This is a genomic window from Klebsiella spallanzanii (assembly GCF_902158555.1).
GTDB lineage: Bacteria > Pseudomonadota > Gammaproteobacteria > Enterobacterales > Enterobacteriaceae > Klebsiella > Klebsiella spallanzanii.
The window spans coordinates 145,768-160,186 of sequence record NZ_CABGGS010000034.1; the positions used below are offsets into that span (position 1 = coordinate 145,768).

At 55.1% G+C, this 14,419-nt stretch carries 14 protein-coding genes and 1 pseudogene; 5 read left to right on the forward strand and 10 right to left on the reverse strand.

Features of this window, described 5'->3' with window-relative positions; translation table 11 throughout:
- Position 1 precedes the first annotated feature (1 nt).
- On the forward strand, positions 2-886 hold the full coding sequence (gene fdxH, locus FN082_RS18545; RefSeq protein ID WP_142982092.1) for a formate dehydrogenase subunit beta: 885 nt from the start codon (positions 2-4) through the stop codon (positions 884-886).
- Positions 879-1,535, forward strand: a complete 657-nt coding sequence (gene fdnI / locus FN082_RS18550; RefSeq protein ID WP_142982273.1) for a formate dehydrogenase-N subunit gamma — start codon at positions 879-881, stop codon at positions 1,533-1,535. The genes fdxH and fdnI overlap by 8 nt, the downstream gene beginning before the upstream one ends.
- Before the next feature lie 42 nt (positions 1,536-1,577).
- Here fdnI and FN082_RS18555 read toward each other — a convergent pair whose 3' ends face one another.
- The 4 genes from FN082_RS18555 to FN082_RS18570 all read right to left on the reverse strand — a co-directional run bounded on the left by FN082_RS18555 (position 1,578) and on the right by FN082_RS18570 (position 3,636).
- Positions 1,578-1,901 (reverse strand): CcdB family protein, encoded by a 324-nt coding sequence (locus FN082_RS18555; RefSeq protein ID WP_142982093.1) that lies wholly within the window; start codon positions 1,899-1,901, stop codon positions 1,578-1,580.
- Positions 1,901-2,089 carry a type II toxin-antitoxin system CcdA family antitoxin gene (locus FN082_RS18560; protein ID WP_139538202.1) on the reverse strand — a complete coding sequence of 63 codons (189 nt, stop codon included), beginning with the start codon at positions 2,087-2,089 and terminating at the stop codon, positions 1,901-1,903. Before FN082_RS18560 ends, FN082_RS18555 begins: the two co-directional genes overlap by 1 nt.
- Before the next feature lie 183 nt (positions 2,090-2,272).
- Positions 2,273-3,091, reverse strand: a complete 819-nt coding sequence (gene ppk2, locus FN082_RS18565; protein ID WP_139538203.1) for a polyphosphate kinase 2 — start codon at positions 3,089-3,091, stop codon at positions 2,273-2,275.
- Positions 3,092-3,198: 107 nt separating this feature from the next.
- Positions 3,199-3,636, reverse strand: coding sequence for a VOC family protein (locus FN082_RS18570; protein WP_142982094.1), 438 nt, complete (start codon positions 3,634-3,636; stop codon positions 3,199-3,201).
- A gap of 265 nt (positions 3,637-3,901) precedes the next feature.
- Here FN082_RS18570 and araJ point away from each other — a divergent pair.
- Positions 3,902-5,052: pseudogene (araJ, locus tag FN082_RS18575) on the forward strand (MFS transporter AraJ).
- Between the two features lie 15 nt (positions 5,053-5,067).
- Here the strand turns inward: araJ and FN082_RS18580 are convergent.
- From FN082_RS18580 to FN082_RS18605, 6 genes are read right to left on the reverse strand one after another with little or no spacing between them, the layout of a single operon-like run.
- Positions 5,068-6,159 (reverse strand): alkylhydroperoxidase domain protein, encoded by a 1,092-nt coding sequence (locus FN082_RS18580; RefSeq protein ID WP_142982095.1) that lies wholly within the window; start codon positions 6,157-6,159, stop codon positions 5,068-5,070.
- Between the two features lie 9 nt (positions 6,160-6,168).
- The gene (locus FN082_RS18585) at positions 6,169-7,158 is read right to left on the reverse strand and encodes a putative FMN-dependent luciferase-like monooxygenase (protein ID WP_142982096.1); all 990 of its coding nucleotides are present in this window, start codon (positions 7,156-7,158) and stop codon (positions 6,169-6,171) included.
- Entirely contained in the window at positions 7,155-8,759 is a 1,605-nt protein-coding gene (locus tag FN082_RS18590) for a dipeptide ABC transporter ATP-binding protein (protein WP_142982097.1), read from the reverse strand. The genes FN082_RS18585 and FN082_RS18590 overlap by 4 nt, the downstream gene beginning before the upstream one ends.
- On the reverse strand, positions 8,756-9,607 hold the full coding sequence (locus tag FN082_RS18595) for an ABC transporter permease (RefSeq protein ID WP_142982098.1): 852 nt from the start codon (positions 9,605-9,607) through the stop codon (positions 8,756-8,758). Before FN082_RS18595 ends, FN082_RS18590 begins: the two co-directional genes overlap by 4 nt.
- Positions 9,604-10,548 carry an ABC transporter permease gene (locus tag FN082_RS18600; protein ID WP_142982099.1) on the reverse strand — a complete coding sequence of 315 codons (945 nt, stop codon included), beginning with the start codon at positions 10,546-10,548 and terminating at the stop codon, positions 9,604-9,606. The genes FN082_RS18595 and FN082_RS18600 overlap by 4 nt, the downstream gene beginning before the upstream one ends.
- 10 nt (positions 10,549-10,558) lie before the next feature.
- Positions 10,559-12,181: a TIGR04028 family ABC transporter substrate-binding protein gene (locus tag FN082_RS18605; protein ID WP_142982100.1), complete on the reverse strand. Its 1,623-nt coding sequence runs from the start codon at positions 12,179-12,181 to the stop codon at positions 10,559-10,561.
- Positions 12,182-12,598: 417 nt separating this feature from the next.
- Here FN082_RS18605 and FN082_RS18610 point away from each other — a divergent pair, with 417 nt between their 5' ends.
- On the forward strand, positions 12,599-13,198 hold the full coding sequence (locus FN082_RS18610) for an inorganic diphosphatase (protein ID WP_142461729.1): 600 nt from the start codon (positions 12,599-12,601) through the stop codon (positions 13,196-13,198).
- A 201-nt stretch (positions 13,199-13,399) separates the two neighbouring features.
- Complete coding sequence (locus FN082_RS18615; RefSeq protein WP_142982101.1) at positions 13,400-14,353, forward strand: bifunctional helix-turn-helix transcriptional regulator/GNAT family N-acetyltransferase; 954 nt, start codon at positions 13,400-13,402, stop codon at positions 14,351-14,353.
- Positions 14,354-14,419: the final 66 nt, after the last annotated feature.

Genomic DNA, 14,419 nt, shown 5'->3' on the forward strand with positions numbered 1-14,419 from the left:
AATGGCGATGGAAACTCAGGACATCATTAAACGCTCCGCCACCAACCCGATCACGCCTGCGCCTCGGGCGCGGGATTTTAAGGCGGAAGTGGCAAAGCTGATTGATGTCTCCTCCTGCGTGGGCTGCAAAGCCTGCCAGGTGGCCTGTTCCGAGTGGAACGATATCCGTGATGATGTGGGGCACTGCGTCGGGGTTTACGATAACCCCGCCGATCTCAGCGCCAAGTCCTGGACGGTGATGCGTTTTAGCGAAACCGAGCAGAACGGCAAGCTGGAGTGGCTGATTCGTAAAGATGGTTGTATGCACTGCGAGGATCCGGGTTGCCTGAAGGCCTGCCCGTCCGCCGGAGCGATTATTCAGTACGCTAATGGCATCGTCGATTTCCAGCAGGAGAACTGCATTGGCTGCGGCTACTGCATCGCAGGATGTCCCTTTAACGTTCCGCGCCTCAACAAAGAGGATAACCGGGTCTATAAATGTACGCTGTGCGTAGACCGGGTCAGCGTCGGCCAGGAACCGGCCTGCGTGAAAACCTGCCCAACCGGCGCGATTCATTTCGGCACCAAGAAAGAGATGCTGGAAGTGGCGCACGAGCGTGTGGAAAAGCTGAAGAAGCGCGGCTATCCCCATGCCGGGGTTTACAACCCGCCTGGCGTTGGCGGTACTCACGTGATGTACGTGTTGCATCATGCGGACCAGCCGGAGCTGTACCATAACCTGCCGAAAGAGCCGCAGATCGATACCTCTATCAATCTGTGGAAAGGGGCGCTGAAGCCGCTTTCCGCCATCGGTTTTGTCGCCACCTTTGCCGGGCTGATTTATCACTACATCGGGATTGGGCCGAACAAGGAAGTGGATGACGATGAGGAGGAGCATGATGAGTAAATCGAAAATGATTGTGCGCACGAAGTTTATCGACCGCGCCTGTCACTGGACGGTGGTGATTTGCTTCTTTCTGGTCTCGCTATCGGGAATTTCGTTTTTCTTCCCGACCCTGCAATGGTTGACTGAAACCTTCGGTACACCGCAGATGGGACGTATTCTGCATCCGTTCTTTGGCGTGCTGATTTTCGTCGCCCTGATGTTTATGTTCGTGCGTTTCGTCCATCACAATATTCCTGATAAACAGGATATTCCGTGGCTGAAGGGCATTGTCGAGGTACTGAAGGGCAACGAACATAAAGTGGCGCGAGTGGGGAAATATAACGCCGGGCAGAAAATGATGTTCTGGACCATTATGAGCATGATCTTTGTGCTGCTGGTGACCGGTGTAATTATCTGGCGGCCGTATTTTGCCCACTATTTCCCGATTCAGGTCATTCGCTATAGCCTGTTGATCCACGCGGCCTCGGCGATTATTCTCATTCATGCGATTCTGATCCATATGTATATGGCATTCTGGGTTAAAGGATCGATTAAGGGAATGATCGAAGGGAAGGTGAGCCGCCGCTGGGCGAAGAAGCATCACCCGCGCTGGTATCGCGACGTGGAGCGTATGGAAGCGAAGAAAGAGAGTCGTGAAGGGCTGAAGTAAGCCTTAGCTATGGTTCCCCGCTCCGGTGATTACGGAGCGGGTCTACGTGTTAGTGATGAGCGCATCAATTGCGGAAATGACGGTGGTTCTTTCTTTACGTAAATTACAGACTAAATACTTTTCATCCAGCCTCTGTTTCGCCACGCTGGTTATTCCAGGTGTGTTGAGGAATAGCTTCTGAAACTCGAGGTTTATTAGTGGCGCGGCGGCGTGATAATGACCTGCCATGTGCATATGATGACTTAGTGGAAAAATTAACCTCGACGATAAATCATCATAGTAATCATGTTGGATCACCATAAGATAAGGTAGTAATTCATTTGTCCTCGAGGATGGATTACGATAAACATCAAATTGTGCGGCCATTAAATCCCTCCGAAAAACGGGTCTTCCGACAGTAAACCGGCGCGTGCGGTAAATTCATTCATGGCTTTTATGAATTCCCGGTTCTGCTGGCAGATTTCCGTATCAACAATGGATTGCTGCTGGTAGTGCTGCTTAACCGTTACAATATGCTGATTGGTCTGTTTTTTATTCATCGCGTTGTTCTTCATTATCGACTCCTTTCTGTTGATAGCCTTATTATCACTCCACCAAACTTAGAAATGAACGCTATTATTAACTTTGTTTTTTATTTTGCGAGACGGCTTCCAGCGTAAAGCAACAGAATGAAAGACTAACGGTTATCGTAATAACCCTCTGCACAGGGAGAACTCTGTGCAGAGGTGAGGGGAAAATTAATATTTTTCAGGAATAAAGCGGAAAGGGAAATTGGTTGCTTTGACTTTGCCTATTTTGCGTTTTGGTAAGGTAACGTGTTCCACTGGCAGAGACTCATAGGGTATTTGTGAAAGCAAATGGGTAATAATATTCAGGCGCACGCGTTTCTTATCCTCTGAGCGAGCAACAAACCACGGCGCCCAGGCTGTATCCGTGGCGGCAAACATCGCATCGCGGGCTTCGGTATAGTCGTCCCAGCGGTTGAAAGACTTAATATCCATCGGCGAGAGCTTCCAGATTTTGCGTCCGTCGTCGATCCGGTCGCGCAGACGGCGCTCTTGCTCTTGCGGGGTTACCTCCAGCCAGTATTTAAGCAAGATGATCCCGGATTCCACCATGCCGCGTTCCACCATCGGCGCGCCTTCGAGAAACTTTTTCACCTCTTCGGGGGTACAAAACCCCATCACGCGTTCAACGCCAGCGCGGTTGTACCAGCTGCGGTCAAAAATCACAATCTCGCCAGCGGCGGGTAGATGCTTGATATAGCGCTGGAAATAGAGCTGACTCTTTTCGCGCTCGGTTGGCGAAGGTAAGGCGACGACGCGGAAAATTCGCGGACTGACTCGCTCGGTTATCGCTTTGATTGTACCGCCTTTACCGGCGCCGTCGCGGCCTTCAAAGACGATGCACACCTTCAGCCCTTTATGCACCACCCAGCGCTGTAACTTCACCAGCTCAACGTGTAGCCGACGCAATGCCTTTTCATACTCTTTATTATCGAGCGGAGCGACCTTCAGGGCCGTGTCGGACGTTTTGCCGCTATTTTTATTACCCATCGCGATTCTCCGTGTTGCCGTGATATCTCTTTGAAGTGTAATCGTTGAGTGGCAAGGCGGCGGGAAATATTGCCCGTTACGATACGGTCGGGCGACCGTATCGTCGTTCAGGTAGAAAGGCCGCCATTGATGACCTGAAGGCCGACCTGTTGCCCCCATGAAAGCTCAAGGGTGTTGCCGTCAGGGTCTGCGAAGAAGGCGAAATACCCGACCGGATCGCCCGCCTGTTCAGGTTCCCGGCGCAAGACGCCTTCGCGTCGCGCCTCGACGACTTTGTTGTCAATCTCCTGCCGGGTGGCGCAGGCGACGCCGAGGTGGCCGAAGGGACCCAGCGGAGTATCGGCCGGTTCGTCGCTCTGCACCAACACCAGCGCGAAGGGCCGGGTACGGTCACTGAGCCATGCCACCTTACGCGCTGAGGGCAAGTCAGGTTCGCGCTGGTGGATGACCGTCATTGCGGTATAACGAGTATAAAAATCAATGCTGCTTGCCAGGCAGCGAACGGTAAAGGCGACATGGGTGAAGCCGACATCAACATGTTGCATGCTTTTCTCACTCTGTGGATTGCTGAGGGAGGACACTCTACAACCTTAAGTTAAGTTGAGATCAATGGGGCATTTAACCGTTTGAGCCCACTGATTTTTAGAGCTGGACGTGGGCATTTAAACCATTTTCACGCTGCCCGTCCGGCCTTCGCATGAACGAATCGAGCTGTTATATGGATAAAACCCCCGCCGCGCGTTTTTATCTGGTTTGCTGGTGTCGAATAGTCAATAATGCCGGCCGTCTTTTCACTCCTGTAACAGATGTATGAAAAAAACAATTTTTTCATTGGCGCTGGGCACCTTCGGACTCGGCATGGCGGAATTTGGCATTATGGGCGTATTACCTGAAATCGCTCATGATGTCGGCATATCCATTCCCGCCGCGGGTAATATGATCTCTTATTATGCTTTTGGCGTGGTCATCGGCGCGCCGGTGATGGCGCTATTCTCCAGCCGTTTTTCCTTAAAGTCGGTGATGTTATTCCTTGTGGCGCTTTGCGTTATTGGCAATGCCATCTTTACCTTGTCCGCCAGCTATTCGATGCTGGCGCTGGGTCGCCTGATCTCAGGTTTCCCGCACGGTGCATTTTTCGGCGTGGGGGCCATCATCCTGTCGAAAATAGCCCCGCCGGGGAAGGTCACTGCGGCGGTGGCGGGGATGATTGCCGGGATGACGGTCGCTAATTTGCTTGGCGTTCCCGCCGGAACGTGGCTTGGGCATCAGTTTAGCTGGCGCTACACTTTTCTGGCGATTGCGGTCTTTGATATTGCGGTTCTGGTGTCTATTGCCTGGTGGGTTCCCACGCTGTTTGATAAATCAACGACGCGCTTGAGCGAGCAATTCCATTTTTTGAAATCTCCCGCGCCGTGGCTTATTTTTGCCGCCACCATGTTCGGCAATGCCGGAGTATTTGCGTGGTTTAGCTATATTAAGCTGTTTATGATTAACGTCTCCGGTTTTGGCGAGAGTGCCGTCATATTTATTATGATGCTGGTGGCCTGGGAATGGTATTAGGCAATGTGTTCAGCGGTAAAGTTTCCGTTCGCTATAGCCCGTTACGCATTGCCGCCGTCACGGATGGAATTATTGTCGCCACTTTATTATTGATATTTCTGTTCGGTGAAAATAAAGCCGCATCATTAACGCTGGCATTTATTTGCTGCGCGGCGCTTTTTGCCCTGGCCGCGCCGCTACAAATTTTGCTGCTGCAAAATGCGAAGGGCGGTGAGATGCTGGGGGCGGCGGGCGGACAAATCGCCTTTAACCTCGGCAGCGCCATTGGGGCGCTGTTCGGCGGGATGGTGGTGACGGCCGGTTTTGGCTGGAGTTCCGTTGCTTTACCGGCCGCGCTGCTCTCGTTTTTGGCACTCAGTTCGTTGCTGATTTATGCCCGCTATCAGCAGCGCCTGGTCTGATCGATTGGGTCTCGATTACACCTGCCACGGCTCACCGAGGGTTAACATTAAACGGTTAGCCCAGGCGAAAAAGGCCGCCGATTGCAGCAGATCCAGCTGTGCCAGCGTATCCAGTCCCTGTTGTTCAATTGCCGTCAGGTGGCGGGTAGCGAGCGCTGGAGGGGTAACGGAAATCGCGGCGGCGAAATCGATTTGCGCCTGCCAGCGTGGCGTCTGCCCGTCGCTCAGCTTTTCTCCCGGCATCACCGCCAGCAGCGTCTCTACCGCCGTTTCATCTTTTGCCAGCTGCGCGGCCTTGCGTGCATGCACCGAAGCGCAATAAATACAGCCGTTGATTTTGCTTGCCACCGCAGCGGCCAGTTCGCGCTCGGCGCGAGGCAGGCCGCCGGGGGTATAGAAAATCCCTTTATCGGTCAGGGTACGCTGTTCCAGTACTGGCTGGTTGCGCGCCAGCAGGCGGAAATAGGGCGAATCGCTATGACCGAATTTCGTTAGCAGCGCCTGCTCATCCGGGGTGAATTCCGCCAGCGGTTTGGCATCCAGCCACGGCTCCCAGTGCAGCTCATCGCGGGTGAAATGTACCGGCGCACTCTTACCGCTGACGGTCTGCGGCGCGGTGTGCCAGAAGCCCGCTACCACCGGGGTTTCCGCGACGGCTGAGGGTTTTCCGTTAAGCAGGCGTAGCCCATTGACCAGCCGACTCTGGAAGCTGACGAAGGCGATAAGCTGGGCAAGCGTCACTATACCGCGCAGGCTCCATCGGGCGCGGATCAAGGCCTCCAGCGCCGACGGAGTGGCTTCTATCGGGGTAAATGTTAACAGTCGGGCGAAGGCCAGCGCTGGGGTCAGTCGAGGTGACGTGGGGTCGGCAATGCCAAAACCGGCATAGTGGGCGGCCAGCGCATCGGCCTGGTGCAGTTTCGCCACCTTCGCAGCAATGGCAAAACGCTCGTCCAGCGGAAAATCGTTATCCTGCTGACTGAACAGCACTTCGTAGCTTCCCTGCGCGTGGTGGGTTGCTGCCTCGCGCACAGCGCGCGCCGCCGCTAAAGCGGAATCCGGGGCAATCTCTGCCAGTTCAGCCAAAATATCCTGACTTAACGTCATGGTGACTCCTTATCGTATCTGCGGGGCAATATGCTGAGCGATCAGCTCAAGGGAACGAAGCGTGTCGCGGTGCGATGGTTCAACGGAATGCACCTGAAATGAAATATCGGTAACCCGCTGCAGCACGCTATCGCGCGCCAGCGAAGCGGCAACGTGCTCTGCGTCGCCAACGTGGGCGTCAAGCTGGGATAAATAATCAGTGACAGTGTCACCTATTATTTCATGACCTGCGGCCCGATGCTGTGCGGCCTGCTGGCGTAAACCGGGTTCCGCCACCTCCAGCGCATACGCTTGACTATCGGCGACGAACGCGGTGCGTGAAGCGAGTATTCGTGGCTCGACGCCTGCTGGCAGCGCTGCAAGGTAAGCATCAATAATTGGATTTTGGATAGCGTCCAGCGGCAGCGTGGGGTGTCCTGATGGGCGTGGTTGCGTTCGCGAGAGCATCAGTCCGTGTCCGGCCTGGGCGGCGCGAACGGCACCCTCAATAGAAAATGTCGCAATCCAGATGCGTTCGGCAAGCTGCGGCGCCTGAGGGTAAAGATGGTTATCCGGATGCGATAGCGAATCGCCGCGCCAGGCGCTTTGGATCAAATGCAAATGCTCGCTAAACACCGCGCTGCGCTGATCGATTGTCAGTCCGAAGGGCAGGAACGAGGTGGGGGTTCCGCCTGAGCCGAAGCCTGGCTCCAGACGACCATCCGCCAACAGGTCCAACACCGCGGCATCTTCGGCTACCCGCAGCGGATTTTCCATCGGCAGGGTGATAATGGCGGTTCCCAGACGAATGCGCTCGGTGTGCGCCGCCGCGTGGGCGAGAAATACCAACGGCGACGGCAGACCGCCTTCATGTTCATGAAAATGGTGCTGGGCAATCCAGGCGCTATCGAACCCCAGACGCTCGGCGTGGCGAATTTGCTCGGTTGCCAGCCGATAGCGCTCTTTGGGCGTTGCGTGGTCCAACAGGCGGGTGAAAAATCCCAGTCGTTTGCGGGTCATGCGACCTCCTTGCTCGGCGATGAAAACCAGGGAATAGCGGCGATAAGCTCGCGGGTATAGTCATGCTGCGGGGCGGCAAACAGCCGGCTGACCTCGCCGTGTTCAACAACCCGGCCAGCCCGTAGTACCGTAACGCTGTGGGCAATACGGCGTACCGTCGCTAAATCATGAGTAATAAACAGATAGGTCAGCCCCAGCTGTTGTTGAAGCTGTTGCAGCAGGGCCAGAATTTGCGCCTGTACGGTAACGTCCAGCGCCGACGTAGCTTCGTCCAGTACCAGGATCGTCGGCTCAAGGATTAAGGCGCGGGCGATGGCGACCCGCTGGCGCTGTCCGCCGGAAAGTTCCCGTGCGGTTCGCGAGAGCAGCTCCGGGGCTAACGCCACAAGGGCGGCGACCGTTTCCACACGTTGACGTCTTGCTTCGACATTCAGACGATCAAAGTTTTTTAACGGCTCCTCAATAATCTCAAATAGCGTTTGTCGCGGATCCAGCGAGGCAAAAGGGTTCTGGTAGACGAACTGGATTTTACGCCGCAGCTGGCGCAGAGCCTCGCGGCTGAGATGCCCGGCATCAATACCATCGATAGAGACGTGACCGGTATCAGCCTTTTCAAACCCCAACAGGATCCGCGCGAGGGTGGTTTTGCCGGAACCAGACTCGCCAACCAGCGCATGAGTGCTACCGCGTTTAACCTCGAAGCTCACGGTGTCCAGCGCCTGTAGGTGAGAATGACCCAATGAGAAACGTTTGCTGATGCCCTCAACGCGAATTGCCGGGGTCGCCAGGATACGCCCGGAAGTTGGGGCTATGGCCAGCGTCGATCCCTGGAGATCGCTAAGCAACTGGCGAGTATAGGCATGCTGCGGCATGCGCACCACATCGCCGGTTGCGCCTTGCTCCTGAATCTCTCCGTGGCGGAAGACCAGCAGGCGGTCGGCGCGTTCTGCCGCCAGCGCGAGATCGTGAGTGACAAACAGTACCGCCGTGCCGGACTCCCTGCGTAGCGTATCCAGCAGGTCAAGAATGCGTTTTTGTACCGTGACGTCGAGGGCGCTGGTTGGTTCATCGGCGATGATTAAATCAGGCTTCAGGGCGATAGCGATAGCAATCAGTACCCGCTGCTTCATACCGCCTGAAAGCTGATGGGGGTACTGATCAAAGCGTTGTTCCGGGTGGCTCAAACCGACTTTAGTCAGCAGCGCCAGCACCTGCTCTTTGCGCTCCGCGGCGCTGCTTTTTTGATGCAGCCGCAGGATCTCACCCACCTGCGCGCCGATAGTTTTGACCGGGTTAAGGGAGTTTCCCGGGTCTTGCGGAACCAGGCTAATCCGCGCACCGCGCAGGCCATCGAGGCGTTTTGCAGACCAGTTGCTAATATCCTCACCGTTAATGCTGATACGCCCGCTATCCCGGTGCGCGTTATCTGCCAGCAGGCCAATAATTGCCTGAGCGGTAGTGGTTTTTCCGGAGCCGGATTCCCCGACGAACGCCAGCATTTCACCACGCTTTACGCTGAAGCTAACGTTGTGCACCACTTCGCGCCACTGGCGCTGCGAACGATAGCTAATACGCAGGTTCTCTACGGTTAAAACATTCATCGGCGTTCTCCGCTAAATTGCTGGCTAATGCGGTTGGCGGCAAGCACGACGGCGACGACCGCAATGCCGGGAAGGGTGGTTAACCACCAGGCGGTGGAGAGGTAGTTGCGGCCTTCGGCGATCAGTAATCCCCACTCTGGTACCGGTGGCGGCGTGCCGTAGCCGAGAAAGCTGAGGGTCGAGAGCGCGAGAATCGCCTGACCGAACTGAAGGGTGGCGAAGGCCAGAACGGCGGTGAGTGAGTTGGGCAGAATATGCCGCCAGAAGACGGCGAAAAAGGTGCCGCCGCTGCCGTATGCGGCTTCAACGAAATCGCTGTGGCGTACGTGCACCACCTCCGCTCGCGCCAGACGGGCAAAGCTGGCTATCGCCGCGACGCCTACCGCCACGGCGGCATTGAGCGTGCCGAAGCCGAGCAGGATAATGACCGTGAGCGACAGTAATAAAGAGGGGATCGCCAGCAGAACATCGACCAGGCGCATAACCACCGATTCAACACGTCCCGCCAGCGCCCCGGCTAACGTGCCCAGCGCGGTACCGACGATCAGGCCAATCGCCACCGCCGCCAGCGCGGCACAAAGTGAATGCACTGCGCCGTAGACAATGCGGCTCCAGAGATCGCGGCCCAACTGGTCGGTTCCCAGCCAGTGACCCGCCTGCGGAGCTAAACGCTGTGCGCCAGGAAAACCTTCCAGCGGGTTATAAGCGGTAAACAGTTGCGGGGCTGCAGCCATCAATATGGCAACGCTCATCACCGTCCAGGCTAGCAGTAAACCGGGCTGCAAGCGCAGCGTGCGCCAGTTTGTCGTTCTGCGACGAGCGGCGGTGGCGTAATCAACCAGGCTCATACTACACCTCCGATAACGGTTTTCAGGCGCGGATCGAACAGCGGCATCAGCAGATCGACCAGCAGATTAATCAGAACGAAACCAAGGGCGGAAATCATCACGACCGCCTGAAGCACGGCGATATCCTGATTATTAACCGCCTGTTGGGTCAGCAGCCCGAGCCCGCCGCGCCCAAATACGGTTTCGGTGATCAACGCTCCGGCGATCAGCTCTCCCAGCAGTAGTCCGGCAATATTGAGTACCGGCAGCAGGGCGTTGCCGATGACGTGCCGCCACAGGACGCCGGTCTCACTCATTCCTTTGGCGCGGGCGACGGCGACAAACGGCAGCGCGGCGACCTGATCCAGACTGCGCATCAGGATTTGCGCCAGCGGGGCGGAAATGGGGATGGCTACGGCAATGATTGGCAGGATCAGGCCTTCAATCGGACCCGGATTGATAACCGGGATCCAGCGCAGCTGGAACGAGAAAAGCTGAATCAGGGCAATCCCCAGCCAGAACGTTGGCAGTGAGATAAACAGTACCGGTACTGATTGCAGCGCGTTGCTTAGCCAGCGCAGGCCCGGCAGTCGTGAAGCAAAGGCGAGGGCGAAAGCCAGCAATACCGCCAGTACGAAGGCTGGCAGCGCCAGGCTTATTGTTTCCGGCAAATTGCTGGCGATAAGCGTGCTGACCGCCAGGCCGGCCTGGAGCGAATAGCCAAAATCTCCCTGCAGCATGGCAAATAGCGTATGGAAATACTGTTTCCACAGCGGACTATCGGCCCCATAGGCGAGGCGCATTTCGGCGATTTGTTCAGGACTTAGCCCGAGATCTGGGTTCTGAAACTTGATCAGCACCGCATCGCCCGGCAGCACCTGCAATAGCACGAAAGAAAGGGTAAACGCCGCCCACAGCACCAGTAATCCCTGGCCTGAACGCCGCAGAAGATAATGGCTCATCGTCGACTCCTTAGTGCTTTTCCAGCCATGCACCGTAAAATGACGGGCGGCCTACCGCTTCAAAACTCACGCCTTTGACCCACGGCGCGCCGGCAAAGACCTGCGGCTCTTCAAAAATGGGGATCACGTAGGCGTTATCGAGCAGATAGCGCTGGGCATCGCCGGTAAGCTGGAGACGTTTTTGCGGTTCGACTTCGGCGGAAATAGCCGTCAAAAGGGCGTTGAGCTTATCATCGCGGAAGCTTTGTACCTTGTCGCTCGAGCCGCCTTTTTGCAGAAGCGCGTCGCGGTTATTGGGGAAGAACATGCTTTTGACCACGTCCGGGTCGGCGCGGCCCACTTCAGATACGGTGAGCGGAGTTTTCAGCGGGTCAAGATTATCCAGCGTATGGCTGCCGGCATCACCGGCTTTTACCGCCAGCGCGACGCCAACCTGACGCCACTGCTGGGCGATCAGTTGCAACACTTCCTTGTTTTGCGGCTGCGGCAGCGATTCATAGACGGTTAATGCCAGGCGCTGCCCATCCTTCGTCCGAATGCCGTCGGCGGCCGGTTTCCAGCCAGCGTCATCAAGCAGTTGTTTTGCTTTGGCCTGATCGAACGCCAGTTTATCGCTGAGATTAACGTAGCCCGCCGCCGTGGTGGCGATGACCGAGGTGGCCTGCGGATAGTTGGCGGAGAACAGGGTTTCAACTACCTGTTTGGCGTCGGTTGCATGGAGAAGCGCCTGACGGACGCGCAGATCGGCGACCAGCAGATTATCGGGGCGGAAGCTCAGGCTGTCGTTAACACCGCGCGTCGGGGCTGCATAGATTTTAAAGCCCTGATCGGTTGCCTGCTTTTCATCATAGGCCTGAACCTGGCGGATAAAATCGGCCTGGCCTGCTAATAGCGCGCCAATGCGCACGCTATCTTCCGGCGTCACGATATAGGTGATGCCGTCGAGATTCGCAGGCCCCTGCTGGGCGAGGTTTTTCGGCCCCCATTGATAATCTTTACGCGCCACCAGGGTGAGTTCGCGCCCCGGCTTTTCATCTTTAACGGTAAACGGTCCGGAGCCAATAATATGGCGGGCGTCGCCCAGCTCTTCAAAATTACGTGCGAGGGTGCTGAGAGAGACCAGCCCGGAGCCAATAGTGGCGGTGCCCTGCAGAAAGCCCGGTGACGGTTTTTTAAAGTAAAATTTGACCGTCAATGAGTCAATAACTTCGCTGTGGTCGTAGTTATTAATCACTTCAGAAACCGGCAGGCGATGCGTTTTATTTCCCAGACCGTAGGTGTCGAAGTTTTTTGCTACCGCATTGGCATCAAGCGGGGTACCGTCGGAGAAAGTGACGCCAGGGCGAATCTTAAAGGTATATTCGGTCCTATCGGCGTTAGCACTCCAGCTTTCGGCAATCCACGGTTCGACTTGTAATGTTTCCGGGTTTTGCCAGGTGAGCTTATCGGTGATTTGGTTGAGAATACCGCCGTTGGGATAGAACCCTCCGGCTGGCGGATAAAGGTTGGTATGCGGTTGCTGCTCCAGATAAATTAGCGTGCCGCCTTTAACCGGCGTGTCGGCGGCCCACACGGAAAAGGTACCGGTTAAAAAAAGTGCCGCCAGCGCGGGCAGGCGAAAACGGGTTTGCATGGTGAATTCCTTTGTTATCTATTGTGTTGCCATCATCGGGCGTGCGTTTTAACAAAGGAAATAAGCATTTACGCTAAGCATTTGCATAAAAAGCAATTCGTATATTCGCAGCGGGGATTTTTAGAGGCTGGCGTTCATCGTAATGAAAAATTAACGTCATATTTAATTCATCAAATCACTTTATCGTTTTGTTTTTCAATTTCTTATACCCTAAATAATTCGAGTTGCAGGACAAGGCACTCGTGCCTTGAACAGCGCTTGCGCTGGCCCCGAAGGGGCGAGGCCGAAGGCTGAGTAACGCGGCGACGCAGAGAATCCCCAGGAGCTTACTGAAGTAAGTGACTGGGGTGAGCGAGGAAAGCCAACGCACATGCAACTTGAAGTATGACGGGTATATAACGATAGAGCGATATTACAATGCATCTGGTAAAAACTATCCTTGCCGCAGGTCTTCTGTTTACTGCTGCCGCTCAGGCGCAAAACGTTCTGGATTTTCCGCAGCCGAAAAACAATCCCGAAGAGTTTTATGCCGTAACCGAAATTCCGGCGGGCGGTATTATTAAATATGAAACTGACGCCAAAACCGGCTTTCTGATTGCCGATCGTTTTCAGTCGATGCCGGTGGCCTATCCGGCTAACTACGGTTCGTTGACCCAGTCGCTGGCAGGGGATGGCGATCCGCTGGACGTGGTGTTTTATACCCGCGCTCCGATGGCCCCGGGAACGCTGATCAAGCTGCGCGCGATTGGCGTACTGAAGATGATTGACGGCGGCGAGAAGGACGACAAAATCATTGCCGTTCCGGCGAGTAAAATCGACCCGACCTATGACGATATTAAAAATATCAGCGATCTGCCGAAAATAGAGCAGGAGCGTCTGCAGGCTTTCTTCCGCGTTTACAAACAGCTGCCGGATGGTCGTAAAAAAGTCGAGCTTGACGGCTTTAACGATGCCGCCGCGGCGAAGCAAGAAATTAAAGCGGCATGGGATGCCTGGAAAGAGAAAAATCCGCAATAGGTAAATAAGCAGGTTCCATCCGCTGCCTGTCGCTTATTCTGCGTAATGGCATCAGTGCAGTGGATAAATACGCTACGATTCAGGAAATCATCAATACTATGATGCTGAAGCGTTCAGACGGGCCTGAAGCATCACTTATTGACAGCATACGATTGAAAATGGTTGTATCATGCAACCACTTATCGAATCTGTTGACGTGAAATGACAACATCCTCGCTTGTTGATGAAATCCGAACCGCCTCCCGCCTGATGGTGCGAGAGCTGGGATTTATGAATACCACGCTTGCCGCCACGGATTATTCACCTTCTGCGGTTCACACTTTACTCGAAATCTCAGTTCGCGGCGCCATGACGGCTGCTCAGTTGGTTCAGATTCTGGGTCTTGAAAAATCGAGTGTCAGTCGAATGCTTTCCCGATTGCTTGCTGCTGGCGAGCTACAGGAAAAACCCGCTGCGCACGATGGGCGTTTTAAGCAACTTGCGTTAACGGCCAAAGGCGTGGCCACCGTTAGCAGAATTCACGCCTACGGAGCAATGCGGGTCGTTAATGCGTTGGCGCATTTGACTGATGACCAGAAGCAAAACGTGGCGCAGGGCCTCACGACCTGGGCTTACGCGCTGGAAAAATGCCGTGATGCTGAGGCTGTTGCCCCGGAAAAAGAGATCAGCATCCTCACCGGTTATCGTCCTGGAATGATTGGCCGCATTGCGCAGATGCACGGCGAGTACTATGCAAAGCATTATGGATTTGGTCACTTTTTTGAGAGTAAGGTCGCCGGCGGGCTGGCGGAGTTTACCAGCCGTCTTGATACACTGTGCAACCAGGTTTGGCTTGCCGTGCAGGGTGAGAAAATTGTCGGTTCGGTGGCGATTGACGGTCAGGATCTCGGTGATAATGAGGCGCATCTGCGCTGGTTTATTCTTGACGATAGCTGTCGGGGGAGCGGAATCGGCAGACGTCTGTTGAACGAAGCCATGGCTTTTTGCGACAGTCAGGATTTTTCCTCAGTGCAGTTGTGGACGTTCAGCGGACTGAATGCCGCCCGCAAGCTTTATGAATCCTTTGGATTCACACTTCATAAAGAGTGGCAGGGGGATCAGTGGGGCAGGATGATGACCGAGCAACAGTTTACTCGGGTAAAACAGTCGACATGAAGTGCGCTGGCAATCAGGCGTGCCATTCCCGCTTCAGGCTGTAAACTGTAGTTCAGATATGACGTA